Source organism: Serinibacter arcticus, from assembly GCF_004786095.1.
Taxonomy (GTDB): domain Bacteria; phylum Actinomycetota; class Actinomycetes; order Actinomycetales; family Beutenbergiaceae; genus Litorihabitans; species Litorihabitans arcticus.
This window is the reverse complement of sequence record NZ_RHPJ01000002.1, coordinates 793,152-808,278: the sequence shown is the minus strand read 5'-3', so window position 1 is coordinate 808,278 and position 15,127 is coordinate 793,152. Positions and strand designations below refer to the sequence as shown.

The 15,127-nt window shown below is 71.3% G+C and carries 6 protein-coding genes; 3 read left to right on the top strand and 3 right to left on the bottom strand.

All coding sequences use genetic code 11. The annotated features are described in order from the left end of the window. The first annotated feature begins 26 nt into the window (after positions 1 to 26). Together SERN_RS08285 and mgtE are read left to right on the top strand one after the other, a co-directional pair. Positions 27 to 791, top strand: coding sequence for an anti-sigma factor (locus tag SERN_RS08285; protein ID WP_135849612.1), 765 nt, complete (start codon positions 27 to 29; stop codon positions 789 to 791). Positions 792 to 896: 105 nt separating this feature from the next. Beyond that, complete coding sequence (gene mgtE, locus SERN_RS08280; RefSeq protein WP_135849611.1) at positions 897 to 2,279, top strand: magnesium transporter; 1,383 nt, start codon at positions 897 to 899, stop codon at positions 2,277 to 2,279. A 173-nt stretch (positions 2,280 to 2,452) separates the two neighbouring features. Here mgtE and SERN_RS08275 read toward each other — a convergent pair whose 3' ends face one another. Both SERN_RS08275 and SERN_RS08270 read right to left on the bottom strand, forming a co-directional pair. Next, the gene (locus SERN_RS08275) at positions 2,453 to 3,511 is read right to left on the bottom strand and encodes a magnesium and cobalt transport protein CorA (protein WP_135849610.1); all 1,059 of its coding nucleotides are present in this window, start codon (positions 3,509 to 3,511) and stop codon (positions 2,453 to 2,455) included. A gap of 119 nt (positions 3,512 to 3,630) precedes the next feature. Continuing rightward, entirely contained in the window at positions 3,631 to 4,617 is a 987-nt protein-coding gene (locus SERN_RS08270) for an alcohol dehydrogenase catalytic domain-containing protein (RefSeq protein ID WP_135849609.1), read from the bottom strand. Positions 4,618 to 4,653: 36 nt separating this feature from the next. Between SERN_RS08270 and SERN_RS08265 the strand changes: the two genes are divergently transcribed. Next, on the top strand, positions 4,654 to 4,959 hold the full coding sequence (locus SERN_RS08265; RefSeq protein ID WP_135849608.1) for a GNAT family N-acetyltransferase: 306 nt from the start codon (positions 4,654 to 4,656) through the stop codon (positions 4,957 to 4,959). 82 nt (positions 4,960 to 5,041) lie between these two features. Here the strand turns inward: SERN_RS08265 and SERN_RS08260 are convergent, their stop codons facing one another. Next, entirely contained in the window at positions 5,042 to 14,875 is a 9,834-nt protein-coding gene (locus tag SERN_RS08260; RefSeq protein WP_158292613.1) for an IPT/TIG domain-containing protein, read from the bottom strand. Positions 14,876 to 15,127: the final 252 nt, after the last annotated feature.

Below are 15,127 nucleotides of genomic sequence, written 5' to 3'. Positions count from 1 at the left end.
ACGCGAACCATCCTGACGACGAGCCCGTGAACGCTCACGACCTGCTGGCCGCCTGGGCGCTGGACGCCGTCGACGACCACGAGCGTTCCGTCGTGGAGCGCGCGATCGCCGCCGACCCCGAGCTCGCGCTCGAAGCCCGCGGTCTGCGCGAGACGACGGCGCTGCTGGCCGGCTCCGTCGCCGCCGCTCCACCGCCGGCGCTGCGCGCCGACGTCCTGGCGATCATCGCTCGCGAGGCGCCTCGGTCGGGTGAGTCCCACCCGACGGCGCCGCTCCCGTCCCACGAGGTCGAGGACACGAACGCCCACCCGGCGTTCGTGACACCCAAGCCGCGGCGCCACGGCGTCGCCCGCTGGCAGTCGTTCGCGCTCGCCGCGGTCGTCGCCGGTGCGCTCGCGGTGCCGACCACGCTGGCGATCCAGAACGATCAGCGGGCCACGCAGGTGGAGCAGCAGATGTCCGCACTCGAGAGTGCGATGCGTCAGCCCGGCGCCCAGCTCGTGCAGGGCGACGTCGCAGGCGGAGGCATCGCCGCCGCTGTCCTCACCGATGGTGAGGCGGTCTTCACGGCGAGCGATCTGCCCGACCCGGGCGACGGCCTCACCTATCAGCTCTGGCGCCAGGACGGCGACCACATGGTCTCCGCCGGCACCCTGGCGCTGAACGACGGCCGCGTCAGCGCGACCGTCTCCGCCGAGGTCCCGGTCGACGTTCTCGCCGTCAGCATCGAGCCCGAGGGCGGCTCCGACGCCCCCACGACCGATCCGGTCATCGTCCTCGCGGGGATCTGACCCGGCGGGACGTCACAGCAGCAGCACCGCGTCGGGGTCCGACGGCGACATCGCCGTCGGGCCCCGATTCTGCATCCCCGAGCCCGTGGGCGAGGATGGTGGCCCGTGACGCCCGCCCCGCAGACACCGCAGACGCTCGACCTCCGCCAGGCGATCGCCATCGGCAACCCGAAGGCCATCGACCTCTGGCTCGACGTCGTCGAGGACCCCCGGCTGCGGTCGGAGCAGCTCGGCGAGCTCGACCCCGGGGAGCTGCTGCGTCTCGGGGACCTGATGCCCGTCGGGGTCGCCGCCGAGGTCACCGACACGCTCGCGCTGCACGTCGCCGTCGACCTCGTCCGCACCGTGGCCGCCGCGCGCGGCGGGGAGCTGCTGGCCGCTCTCGAGTCCGACCGTGCCGCGGAGATCCTGCGCGAGCTCGACGCGGACGAGCGCGAACGGCTCCTGACCGCGATGCCGGCGGAGCACGCCGTCGTGCTGCGCGACCTGCTGACCTGGCCGCCGGAGTCGGCCGCGGCGCACATGGTGCCGGACGTGCTGACCGTCGGGCGGTCCGTGACCGCGGCCGAGGCGATCGCCCAGGTGCGTGACCACCGGGCGAAGCTCCGGCAGGACGCCCACATCGGCGCTTACGTCTTCGCCGTCGACCCCGAGGGCCGGCTGGAGGGCGTCGTCTCCTTCCGCGACCTCGTGCTCGCCGACGCCGACACCGCCGTCGCCGACCTCCTCGAGCCGGACGTCGTCAGCATCGGCCCGCTGACGGACCAGGAGGAGGCCGCCCGCACCGTCGTCGCGCACCGGCTCCTGGCCGTGCCGGTGGTCGACGACGACGGTCGCCTCCTCGGCATCCTCACCTCCGACGATGCCTCCGACATCGCCGAGGTCGAGGCGACCGAGGACGCCGAGCGCCAGGGCGGTTCACAGCCCCTGGAGGTCCCGTACCTGCGCGCGTCGCCCCTGCTGCTGTGGCGCAAGCGCATCGTGTGGCTGCTGGTGCTGTTCCTCGCGGCCGCCTACACCGGCACCGTGATGCAGGCGTTCGAGGACGAGCTCGAGGCCGTCGTCGTGCTGGCGTTCTTCATCCCGCTGCTGATCGGGACGGGCGGCAACACTGGCACGCAGATCACCACGACGCTGATCCGCGCGATGTCGACCGACAACGTCCGGCTGCGCGACGTCGGGCGGGTGCTGCGCAAGGAGATGGCCACGGGCCTCCTGGTCGCCCTCGCGATGGCGCTGGCCGGGATCGTTCGCGCGTGGACGCTCGGCGTGGGCGGTCCCGTGATGCTGACCGTCGCCGTCGCCCTGGTGGCGATCGTCCTGTGGTCCAGCCTGATCTCCTCCGTGATCCCGCTGCTGCTGAAGAAGCTGCGTGCGGACCCGGCGGTCGTCTCGGGGCCGATGATCTCCACGATCGTGGACGGCACCGGCCTCATCATCTACTTCACGACGGCGAAGCTCCTGCTGCCGGAGCTCGCGGGGCTCTGAGCCCGCGGCTCGGCGCCGCGGGGCGGGTGGGCAACCTCCCACGTGGGCGTGCGCTGAGCGGCCTTCGTCGCGGCCGTCCGTGCTCGTGGGGAAGTTCCGCGGGCCGTGGCCCGCAGAACTTCCCCACGAGCGTCATCCGCAGCTCAGCGGCACCGATCGGACCGGCGGCTGTGTCAGAGCCACTTCCTGCTCCTGAACACCGCCCACAGCCCGATCCCGAGGAGCACCATGGCCCCGAGGGCGGCCGGGTAGCCCCAGTCGGCGCGGAGCTCGGGCATGTTCTCGAAGTTCATGCCGTAGACGGTGCCGACCAGGCTGGGTGCGAAGAGGATCGCGGCCCAGCTCGTGATCTTCTTGATCTCCTCGTTCTGCGCGATGGACTGCTCGGAGAGCTTCTTGGTCTCCTCGCTCTGCGCCAGGCTCGCCTCCGAGAGCTCTCGCATCGCGTCGTTCTGCTGCTGGGTGGCCAGCGTGCTGTGCACCGTGAGCGCGTTCTCGAGCAGCACCCGGAAGGAGTCGGCGCGCTCGGCGATGCGCAGCGCGTGGTCCAGCACGTCGCGGTAGCGGGCCTGGAGCTCCTCGTCGGTCCGGTACTTGCCGGCTCCTCGCAGCAGCGCCTCGAGAATCCCGCGGAGCGGGCTGGTCGCGCGCTGGAACGCGATGACTTCGCCCAGCAGCTCGTAGATCCGTCGGGCGACGCTCTCGTGACCCGCGAAGAGCTGGTCCTCGATCTCGTCGATGTCGTTCTCGAGCCCCGCGATGACGGGTCCGTACCCGTCCACGACCTGGTCGAGGACGGCGTAGAGCACCGCATCGGTACCCAGCCGCAGCAGCTCGGGGCTCCGCTCCATCCGCGCTCGGACCTCGCTGAGCGAGGGCTGCTCGGCGTGACGGACGGTGACGACGAACTGAGGCCCCACGAACAGGTGGATCTCACCGAAGTGCACGGTCTCGGTGGCGTCGATGTACCACGCCGGCCGCAGCACCACGAAGAGGGTCTCGCCGTAGCGCTCCACCTTGGGCCGCTGGTGACCCTTGCCCGCGTCCTCGACGGCGAGCGGGTGGAGGGAGAACTCCGCCGCGACGGAGGCGAGCTCCTCCCCGTCGGGCTGGAACAGTCCGATCCACGCGATCCCGTCGTGCTCGTGGAGCTGCTCGAACGTCTCGTCGAGGCTCGTCGGCGTGAGCCGACGGACACCGTCGACGTAGATGCCGTTGTCGATGAGTGCCATACCGCTCTCCTGCCTGCTCCCGGGGCGCGGCGTCCCACCCCCGCTGATCGGTGGGCACGGTCCGCGGCCCACCGAATCCTAGGACCTGCCACGCCCCGTGGGCCCCGGCGGAAGGGGGATCAGCGCTCCCCGGGGTGGATCAGCACGACACCCGCCGACGCCCCGAGCGTCTCCAGCGCGCGCTGCGCGTCCTCGAGCCGGCCGTGCCGTCCGACCATCGCGGCGACGGCGTCGTGCGGCAGCGTGCGCAGCAGCTCCGGGTACTCGTGCGCGGCGAGGCCGTGGCTGCCCAGGACGTCGAGCTCGCCCGCGATCACGGCGTCCATCGAGACGTGCGCCCCGCCCGGCAGCAGGCCGATCTGCACGTGTCTGCCGCGACGTCGGAGCGCGCGGATCGCCGCGTCGGCCAGGCCCGGGTGGCCCGAGCACTCCAGCGCGACGTGCATGTCGGGCACGGCGGTGCCGGCGGTCCGCGCCGCCCCCAGCCGCGTCGCGAGCTCGAGGGCCTGCGGCGAGGCGTCGACGGCGGTCACCTCGGCGCCGGCCCGCGAGGCGATGATGACGGCCGACAGGCCGAGGCCGCCGCAGCCGTAGACGGCCACGCGCTCCCCCGCCACCACGCGCGCCCGCCGGTGCACGGCCCGCCACGCGGTGGCGTAGCGGCACCCGAGGGTCGCGGCGACGTCGAACGAGACCTCGTCGGGCAGCGCGACGAGGTTCGTGCGTGCGTGCCGGATCGCGACGAACTCGGCGAAGCTCCCGTCGTGCGTGAAGCCCGGCTGCTCCTGGTGCGGGCACACCTGGTGCTCACCCGCCGCACAGGTCGGGCAGGCGCCGCACGCGCAGACGAACGGCGCCGTGACGCGGCGACCGATCCAGGCGCGGTCGACGTCGGAACCCACCGCCACGACCGTGCCCGCGAACTCGTGGCCGGGGACGAAGGGGAGCGGGACGCCGTCGTCGTGCCCCTGCCAGGCGTGCCAGTCGCTTCGGCAGACGCCCGTGGCCTCGACCTGGACGACCGCCCCGTCCGGGGCCGGGTCGGGGCGCGGCACCTCCCGGACCTCACCGGGCCGGCCGAACTCCTCGATCACCAGTGCGCGCACACGACAGGTGTATCAGCACGGGGCCACACTGGTGGGATGAGCCCGTCATCCAGCACCGAGGTCACGCACCGCACCGAGCGCAACCGCTACGAGATCAGCGTCGACGGCACGTTCGCCGGCATCGCCGCCTACGAGGTGGTCGACGGCGTGACCGTCTTCTCCCACACCGTCATCCAGGACGCGTTCGAGGGCCAGGGGCTCGCGGGCACGCTCGTGGACGAGGCGATCGCCGACGTCGTCGCCCGCGGCGGCACGTTCGCCGCCACCTGCTCCTACGTGGAGCACTGGCTGACCAAGCACCACCAGCACGACGACGCGCTCGTGGACGTGCCGCAGCCCTGAGTCGCACCGTCGTCAGAGCGAGAAGCCGCCCCGCGAGACACCGGCAGGTGTCTCGCGGGGCGGCTTCACCGCCCTCCGCGGGTCAGTCGAGACCGGTGGTGCGACGGCGTCGCACCACGAGCCCTGCACCGGTCCCGAGCAGGACCAGCGCGCCGATGGCCACGGGGAGGATGCCGGCTCCGGTGGTCGCGAGGCCCCCGCCCCTGCCACCACCCGTGCCGCCGCCGTTGCCGTTTCCGCCACCGGTTCCGCCGCCGGGTGCCGCGACGATCTCGAACGTCACCTCGCGGACGACGACCTGACCGTTGCTCCGCGTCTGCGTCGCCTGCACGGTGTGCGTGCCGACGGGCAGGGCGGTCGTGGCGAACCGGAGCTCGAACGTGCCGTCCGCGAGCGGGAGCACGGTGCCGAGCTGGAGGGGCGTCGAGAACGCGACGAGCGCGACCTCGGTGCCCGGCTCCCAGGAGGTGCCGCGGACCGTGTTGGTCTCCTGGGCACCACGCGTCTGACGAGCGTTCGCGATCGTCAGGGCCGGGGCCACGACGTCGACCGCGACGACGGTCGAACCGCCGGTCTCGTCCGTCACGACGACCTCGTACTCACCCGCCGGGACGTCCGTCCCGATGGGAAGGTCGACCTCGAACGTGCAGTCCTCGCCGGTCACGACGGTGACGGGAGCGCCGACGGCGACGCCGTCCTTCGTCTGCAGCTGGACCGTCACGGTCACGCCGGGGGGCCAGCACTCGCCGGTCACGGGTACTGATCCACCCGGGACGCCCGGCCCGTCCACGACGACCTCGCGGTCGACGTAGGTGAAGGGCAGTGGCTGGCTCGTGCCGTCCTCGGTCGTGACCGTGACGCCGACCGCCCCGGCCTCCTCGACCGCCGGCGTGAGGAACGTCAGGCTCGTACCGTCCTCCGCCACCTGCAGCGGGTCGACGTCGATGCCACCGATCGTCACGACGCTGCCCGCCGCGAAGTCGGAGCCGGTGACGGTCACCTCGGTGCCGCCCTCGACCGGGCCGAAGCCCGGCGTGAGGCCGGCGGCCGTGGGGCCGTCGTCGTTGCCGTCGTCCTCGAGGTAGGTGAACGTCTGCGGGGCGCTCTCGCCACCCGACGTCGTCACCGTGACGTCGACCGGACCCGGCTCGCCACCGGGCGTTGTGAAGACGATCGTGGTGCCGTCCTCGCTGACGTCAGTCGGCGTGACCTCGTCATCACCGATGGTGACCACACTCGCGGGCGAGAAGCCCGTACCGGTGACCGTCACGTCCGTGCCGCCGGCGGCCGGGCCCTCGACGGGGTCCAGGCCGGTGATGACGGGCACGACCGGGGCGTCGACGTAGGTAAACGTGAGCGGCTCGGTCGAACCGTCGTCCGTCGTGACGACGACGTCCACCGGACCGGCTGCGTGCTCCGGAGTGGTGAAGGTCAGGGACAGGCCGTCGAGGGCCACCTCGGCGTCGACCTCGACACCGTCGATCGTGACGACCGACTCGGGCGTGAAGTCCGTCCCGACGACGGTGACGATCGTGCCACCGGCGACCGGACCGAACTCCGGCGAGAGGGACTCCGCCGTCGGCGCCTCACCGTTGTAGGTGAAGCCCAGCGGGCCGGACGTGCCGCCCGCCGTCGTCACGGTGACATCCACGAGCCCCGGAGCGTGCGGGGGCGTCACGAACAGGACCACCGTGCCGGCCGCGACGATCGGGGTGACCTCGACCCCCCCGATGACCACCGTGGTGCCGGAGGCCGCACCGAGCCCGAACCCGAGCTCGGAACCCGTGATCTGCACGAGCGTGCCGCCCGCGGACGGACCCTCGATCGGATCGATCGTCAGCGCCACCGGCGCAGCGACGTAGGTGAACGTGAGCGGCTCCGTGGAACCACCCGGCGTCGTCACCACGACATCCACCGGACCGGCTGCGTGCTCCGGAGTGGTGAAGGTCAGCTCGGTGCCCTCATCATTCACCGTCGCGGGAACCTCAACACCGTCGATCGTGACGACCGAGTCGGGAGTGAAGTTCTCACCCACGACCGTCACCACGGTGCCACCCGTGACCGGACCGGCAACCGGAGACAGCGACTCCGCCGACGGGGCGTCGACGTAGGTGAAGACCAGCGGCTCCGTGGATCCACCCGACGTCGTGACCACGACATCCACCGGACCGGCTGCGTGCTCCGGAGTGGTGAAGGTGACCTCTGTGCCCTCGTCGTTCACCGTCGCGGGAACCTCGACGCCATCGATTGTGACGACCGAGTCCGGAGTGAAGTTCTCACCCACGACCGTCACCGACGTGCCACCAGCCACCGGACCGGAGACCGGAGACAGGCTCTCGGCAACCGGGGCGTCGACGTAGGTGAACGTGAGCGGCTCGGTCGCACCACCCGGCGTCGTGACGACCACGTCCACCGGACCGGCCTCGTGGGCCGGAGTGGTGAAGGTGATCTCAGTGCCGTCGTCGTTGACCGTCGCGGGAACCGTGACGCCATCGATCGTGACGACCGAGTCGGGGGTGAAGTTCTCACCCACGATCGTCACCACGGTGCCACCCGCGACCGGGCCGGCAACCGGGGACAGGCTGTCCGCAGTGGGCGCGTCGACGTAGGTGAAGACCAGCGGCTCCGTAGAACCACCCGGCGTCGTGACCACGACATCCACCGGACCGGCCTCGTGGGCCGGGGTGGTGAAGGTGACCTCGGTGCCCTCGTCGTTCACCGTCGCGGGAACCTCGACGCCATCGATCGTGACGACCGAGTCCGGAGTGAAGTTCTCACCCACGACCGTCACCGACGTACCGCCAGCCACCGGACCGGAGACCGGAGACAAGCTCTCGGCAACCGGGGCATCCACGTAGGTGAACACCAGCGGCTCCGTGGAACCACCCGGCGTCGTGACCACGACATCCACCGGACCGGCTGCGTGCTCCGGAGTGGTGAAGGTCAGCTCGGTGCCGTCATCGTTCACCGTCGCGGGAACCGTGACGCCATCGATCGTGACGACCGAGTCGGGAGTGAAGTTCTCACCCACGACCGTCACCACGGTGCCACCGGCAACAGGGCCGGCCACCGGCGAGAGCGACTCCGCCACGGGGGCGTCGACGTAGGTGAAGACCAGCGGCTCGGTCGAACCGCCCGGCGTGGTGACGATGACGTCCACCGGACCGGCCTCGTCGGCCGGGGTGGTGAAGGTGACCTCGGTGCCCTCGTCGTTCACCGTTGCGGGAACCTCGACGCCATCGATCGTGACGACCGAGTCGGGGGTGAAATTCTCACCCACGATCGTCACCACGGTGCCACCCGTGACCGGGCCAGCAACGGGCGAGAGCGACTCCGCCGACGGGGCATCCACGTAGGTGAACGTGAGCGGCTCGGTCGAACCACCCGGCGTCGTGACGACCACGTCCACCGGACCGGCCTCGTGGGCCGGGGTGGTGAAGGTGATCTCGGTGCCGTCATCGTTGACCGTCGCGGGGACGGTCTCGCCATCGATCGTGACGACCGAGTCGGGAGTGAAGTTCTCACCCACGACCGTCACCGACGTACCGCCAGCCACCGGACCGGCCACCGGCGAGAGCGACTCCGCCGACGGGGCGTCGACGTAGGTGAAGACCAGCGGCTCCGTAGAACCACCCGGGGTCGTGACCACGACGTCCACGGGACCGGCCTCGTGGGCCGGAGTGGTGAAGGTGACCTCGGTGCCCTCGTCGTTCACCGTCGCGGGGACGGTCTCGCCATCGATCGTGACGACCGAGTCGGGAGTGAAGTTCTCACCCACGACCGTCACCGACGTACCACCCGCGGTCGGGCCGGCAACCGGGGACAGGCTGTCCGCGGTCGGGGCGTCGACGTAGGTGAAGACGAGCGGCTCGGTCGAGCCACCCGGGGTCGTGACGACCACATCCACCGGACCGGCTGCGTGCTCCGGAGTGGTGAACGTCAGCTCAGTGCCGTCGTCGTTGACCGTGGCCGGAACCTCAACACCGTCGATCGTGACGACCGAGTCGGGGGTGAAGTTCTCACCCACGACCGTCACCGACGTACCACCAGCCACCGGACCGGAGACCGGAGACAAGCTCTCGGCAACCGGGGCATCCACGTAGGTGAACGTGAGCGGCTCGGTCGAACCACCCGGCGTCGTGACCACGACATCCACCGGACCGGCTGCGTGCTCCGGAGTGGTGAAGGTGACCTCGGTGCCCTCGTCGTTCACCGTCGCGAGGACGGTCTCGCCATCGATCGTGACGACCGAGTCCGGAGTGAAGTTCTCACCCACGACAGTCACCGACGTGCCACCAGCCACCGGACCGGAGACCGGAGACAAGCTCTCGGCAACCGGGGCATCCACGTAGGTGAAGATCAGCGGCTCGGTCGAACCACCCGGCGTGGTGACGATGACGTCCACCGGACCGGCTGCGTGCTCCGGAGTGGTGAAGGTCAGCTCGGTGCCGTCGTCGCTGACCGTGGCCGGAACCTCAACGCCATCGATCGTGACGACCGAGTCGGGAGTGAAGTTCTCACCCACGACCGTCACCACGGTGCCACCCGTGACCGGGCCAGCGACCGGGGACAGGCTGTCCGCGGTCGGGGCATCCACGTAGGTGAACACCAGCGGCTCCGTAGAACCACCCGGCGTCGTGACGATGACGTCCACCGGACCGGCTGCGTGCTCCGGAGTGGTGAAGGTGATCTCGGTGCCGTCGTCGCTGACCGTGGCCGGAACCTCAACGCCGTCGATCGTGACGACCGAGTCGGGGGTGAAGTTCTCACCCACGACCGTCACCACGGTGCCACCCGTGACCGGGCCAGCGACCGGGGACAGGCTGTCCGCGGTGGGGGCGTCGACGTAGGTGAACGTGAGCGGCTCGGTCGAGCCACCCGGCGTCGTGACCACGACATCCACCGGACCGGCCGCGTGCTCCGGAGTGGTGAAGGTCAGCTCAGTGCCGTCGTCGTTGACCGTCGCGGGAACCTCAACGCCATCGATCGTGACGACCGAGTCGGGGGTGAAGTTCTCACCCACGACCGTCACCGAGGTGCCACCCGCGGTCGGGCCGGCAACCGGGGACAGGCTGTCCGCGGTCGGGGCATCCACGTAGGTGAACACCAGCGGCTCCGTGGAACCACCCGGGGTCGTGACGACCACGTCCACCGGACCGGCTGCGTGCTCCGGGGTGGTGAAGGTGACCTCGGTGCCCTCGTCGTTGACCGTGGCCGGAACCTCAACGCCATCGATCGTGACGACCGAGTCGGGAGTGAAGTTCTCACCCACGACCGTCACCGACGTGCCACCCGCGGTCGGGCCGGCAACCGGGGACAGGCTGTCCGCGGTCGGGGCGTCGACAAAGGTGAAGACCAGCGGCTCGGTCGAGCCACCCGGGGTCGTGACGATGACGTCCACCGGACCGGCTCCGTGGGCCGGGGTGGTGAAGGTGACCTCGGTGCCCTCGTCGTTGACCGTGGCCGGAACCTCAACACCGTCGATCGTGACGACCGAGTCGGGAGTGAAGTTCTCACCCACGACCGTGACCGACGTGCCACCAGTCACCGGACCGGAGACCGGAGACAGCGACTCCGCCGACGGGACGTCCACGTAGGTGAACGTGAGCGGCTCGGTCGAACCGTCGTCCGTCGTGACGACGACGTCCACCGGACCGGCTGCGTGCTCCGGAGTGGTGAAGGTCAGGGACAGGCCGTCGAGGGCCACCTCGGCGTCGACCTCGACACCGTCGATCGTGACGACCGACTCGGGCGTGAAGTCCGTCCCGACGACGGTGACGATCGTGCCACCGGCGACCGGACCGAACTCCGGCGAGAGGGACTCCGCCGTCGGCGCCTCACCGTTGTAGGTGAAGCCCAGCGGGCCGGACGTGCCGCCCGCCGTCGTCACGGTGACATCCACGAGCCCCGGAGCGTGCGGGGGCGTCACGAACAGGACCACCGTGCCGGCCGCGACGATCGGGGTGACCTCGACCCCCCCGATGACCACCGTGGTGCCGGAGGCCGCACCGAGCCCGAACCCGAGCTCGGAACCCGTGATCTGCACGAGCGTGCCGCCCGCGGACGGACCCTCGATCGGATCGATCGTCAGCGCCACCGGCGCAGCGACGTAGGTGAACGTGAGCGGCTCGGACGTGCCGCCCACCGTCGTCACCGTGACGGGGACGGGACCGGCCGCGTGCGCCGGCGTGAGGAACTCCAGCGTGAGCCCGTCCTCGGCCACCGTGGTGGGAGCGACCTCGACGCCGTCGATCGTCACCACGGACTCCGGGGTGAACCCCTCACCCGTAATGGTGACGGTCGTGCCGCCGTCGGTCGGACCGGCCACGGGGGCCAGGCTCGCGGCGATCGGGGCGTCCACGTAGGTGAACGTCAGCGGCGCCGTCGAACCACCCGGCGTCGTGACGACGACGTCGACCGGTCCCGCGTCGTGGGCCGGCGTCGTGAACGCGACCTCGGTGCCGTCCTCGTTCACCGTGGCGGGCACCTCGACGCCGTCGATCGTGACGATCGAACCCTCGACGAAGTTCTCACCCGTGACGATCACGTCCGTGCCACCCGTCGCCGGACCGAGGTCGGGGTCGAGCGTCGCAGCGGTCGGGGCGTCCAGGTAGGTGTACGTCAGCGGGTCGGTCTCGCCACCGGGCGTGACGACCACGACGTCGACCGGGCCGGCGTCGTGCGCCGGCGTGAGGAAGACCAGCTCGGTGCCGGTCTCGTCGATCACGACAGGCACCTCGATGCCGTCGATCACGACGACGGTGCCGGGGACGAAGTTCTCGCCGACGACGGTGACCGGGGTCCCGCCCGCGACGGGGCCGGACTCGGGCGTCAGGCTCTCGGCCGTCGGCGCGTCCACGTAGGTGAAGACGAGCGGCTCGGTGCTGCCGCCCGCCGTCGTCACGACGACGTCGACCGGACCCGCGTCACCACCGGGGGTCGTGAAGGTGATCTCGGTGCCGTCCTCGTTCACGGTGCCGGCCACGACGTCGCCGTCGATCGTCACGACGGAGTCGTCCGTGAAGCTCGTCCCGACGATCGTGACGAGGGTGCCGCCCGCGACCGGTCCGGAGACCGGGCTGAGGGAGGCCGCCGTCGGCACGTCCACGTAGGTGAACACCAGCGGACCGGTGCTACCACCCGGGGTCGTCACGACGACGTCCACCGGCCCGGCGTCGTGCGCCGGGGTGGTGAAGGTCAGCTCGGTGCCCTCGTCGTTGACGTCGGAGGGGACCTCGACGCCGTCGATCGTCGCGATCGAGCCCGGGACGAAGCCCGTGCCGGTGACCGTGACGACCGTGCCACCGGCCACCGGACCCGCGACGGGGTCCAGCGACGCGGCCGTCGGCGCGTCCAGGTAGGTGAAGACCAGCGCGTCGGTCGACCCGCCGAGCGTCGTCACGACGACGTCGACCGGGCCGGCGTCGCCACCGGGGGTGGTGAAGGCGACCTCGGTGCCGGTCTCGTTGACGACACCCGAGACCTCGAGCCCGTCGATCGTCACGACCGAGTCGGGGGTGAACCCCGTGCCCGTCACGACGACGGCGGTGCCACCGGCCACCGGGCCGGAGACCGGCGCGAGCGAGGCGGCGGTCGGAGCGTCGAGGTAGGTGAAGACCAGGGCCGGGGTGCTCGTGCCGCCCGCGGTGGTGACGACGACGTCCACCGGACCGGCCGCGTGGGGCGGGGTGGTGAAGGTCAGCGAGGTGCCCTCGTCGTTCACGAACGACGGCACGACGTCCTCGTCGTCGATCGTGACGACCGACTCCGGCGTGAAGCCGGCGCCCGTGACGACGACCTCGGTGCCACCGGCGACAGGCCCTGCCGCAGGGGCCAGGGTGGCCGTCGTCGGGGCGTCGAGGTAGGTGAAGATCAGGGCCGGGGTGCTGGTGCCACCCGCGGTGGTGACCGTGACGTCCACCGGACCGGCCTCGTTCGGCGGGGTGGTGAACGTCAGAGAGTCGCCCTCGTCGTTCACGGTCGGGACGACGTCGACGCCGTCGATGGTCACGACGGTCTCGGGCGTGAACCCGTCACCGGCGATCGTGACGACGGTGCCGCCCGCGGTGGGGCCGGACGGCGGGGTGAGCGACGCCGTCGTCGGCGCGGCCACGTAGGTGTAGGTGAGCGGGGCGCTGGTCCCTGCCTCGTTGGTGACCGTGACGTCGACCGGTCCGACCGCGTGGGCCGGGGTGAGGTAGGACAGGGTGGCCGAGGACTCCACCGTGACGTCGGCGGCGGGGACGGGTGTCCCGTCGACCGTGACGGTGGTCGCACCGTCGACGAAGCTCGTGCCCGTGACGGTGACGGTCTGGCCGCCGGTGGTCGGACCCTCGCTGGGCGTGAGGGACAGGACGGTCGGCGCCACGAGCGGCAGGACCACGTTGGGTCCGACCTGGGCGCTGCCGAGGTCGACCTGGGCGAGGGCGCTGCCCAGCAGCGAGAGCCGCAGCGCGCTGACGCGGTGGACGCCGGCGACGGGCTGCTCCTGGACGTTGGCCTGGAGCGAGACGATCGTGTTCAACGCCTGCAGCGGGCCCGAGAGCGTGCCGATGACGCCGGTCACGGCGAGCGTCAGAGGTGACGTCGATCCGGTCACGGTGGCGACGACACCGGTCGTGGGGTTGAACAGGGCGGCGGTGATCGGGGCAGCCAGGGCGCCGAGGAGGGCGCTGACCGACACCGGGATGGTGAGGCCGGCGGCCTTGAGCGTGATCGTGGCGGGTGCGGTGCCGGCGATCACCTGGCCGAGGGTCCCGTTGACGTTGATGTTGATGCCGGTCCCGATGTCGACGATCGGGGTCGAGCAGGACGCGCCGCTGCCGACGAGGCACACGTTGCCCGTGATCGTCAGCGTGGCCGCGTTCAGCGTGGATGTCAGGAGCGTGCTGACCAGGGTCGGCACCTGATTCAGGAGGCCGCTGACCTGGCTCACCAGCGTGGCGAGCACCGGCCCCGAGAGGATCTCGGTGCCGGGCGCGAGGTTCGAGAGGCCGGAGCCGTCCGTCGCCGCGAGCAGAGCGTCGAGGTCGGCGGTGATCTGGCCCGTGCGCAGGTTGATGCTGACCGCGCTGCCGTCCTGGGTCAGCGGGGTGTCGAGGAACGTGTTGAGCGCGCCGGTGACGTTCGTCGAGACGGCGATGTTCAGGCCGGTGTTGCCCAGGAGCGGCGTCAGCGCCGCGTTCAGGCCCGCGAGGGCTCGCGCGAGGGAGCCGTTCGGTCCGGCGAGGCCGTTCACGACGCCGTCGACCGTGCTGGCCACGCCACCGGTTCCGGTGAGCGTCGTGGTCAGTCCGGCGATGGCCGGCACGGAGGCACGCAGCTCACCGCCGGCGATGGAGTAGTCGAGGCAGTGCTCGGGGTCGGCGAGCGAGTCGCACTCGGCGACGGGAGCGGTGCCGACGGCGTCGTCGAGGGCCGCGACGCCCGTGATCGCCTCGAGGTCGATCTGGAGATCGCCGACGACGGTGGAGAGCCCGCCGAGGAGCGGCTGGAGCCGGAGGCCGGCCGAGGCGGGGAAGTCGCCGCCACCACCGACGGACACGGCGCCGTCGTCGCTGACGGCCCCGGAGGCGGCGCGCGAGACGCCGAGGTCCGAGGCCTCGGCGTACTGGTTGACGGCCCCGAGAACGAGGACCTGACCGAGCGGCAGGAGGCCGACGCCGCCGGGCACCTGCACGTTGATCGCGCTCAGCGCGGTGACGTCGAGCCCGACCCGGTCCACGTCCGTGTCGGGTGACCCGGCGTTGCTCGCCGAGGCCCCGCCCAGTCCGGCGACGCTGCCGACCGGGACGGCGGACAGCAGGCTGCCCGAGAGGAACTGCGCCGAGGCGTTGGACGAGTCGCCGGGCCCGGCCATGGCCGAGGATCCGCCGACCAGCACGAGGGCCGCGGTGGCGACCGCCGCGGAGGCCACCCGGACGCCGTCGCGCCACCGCGACCGCCTCCCGGGTGGCACGTTGAGGGAGAGAGATCGCATTGTCCACCTTCGGGGGGTCCGTGTTTCGTCCACCGCTGCGCGAGGCACACGACAGGGCACGTTCGTGCCTGATCACGCGACACGTTAGCGACCGCTTTGCGTTTTCGCATCTATTCGTTTTGTGACCTGATTGTGACTCGTTTTTCCCTTGCGAAGCGGGTACATTGCGCCGCCCGCTACACATGTAGA

What these genes read in the sequence shown, in the direction of transcription:
- SERN_RS08275 (WP_135849610.1), bottom strand. Translation starts at nt 3,511, where the DNA reads ATGGCACTCATCGACAACGGCATCTACGTCGACGGTGTCCGTCGGCTC.
- SERN_RS08265 (WP_135849608.1), top strand. Translation starts at nt 4,654, where the DNA reads ATGAGCCCGTCATCCAGCACCGAGGTCACGCACCGCACCGAGCGCAAC.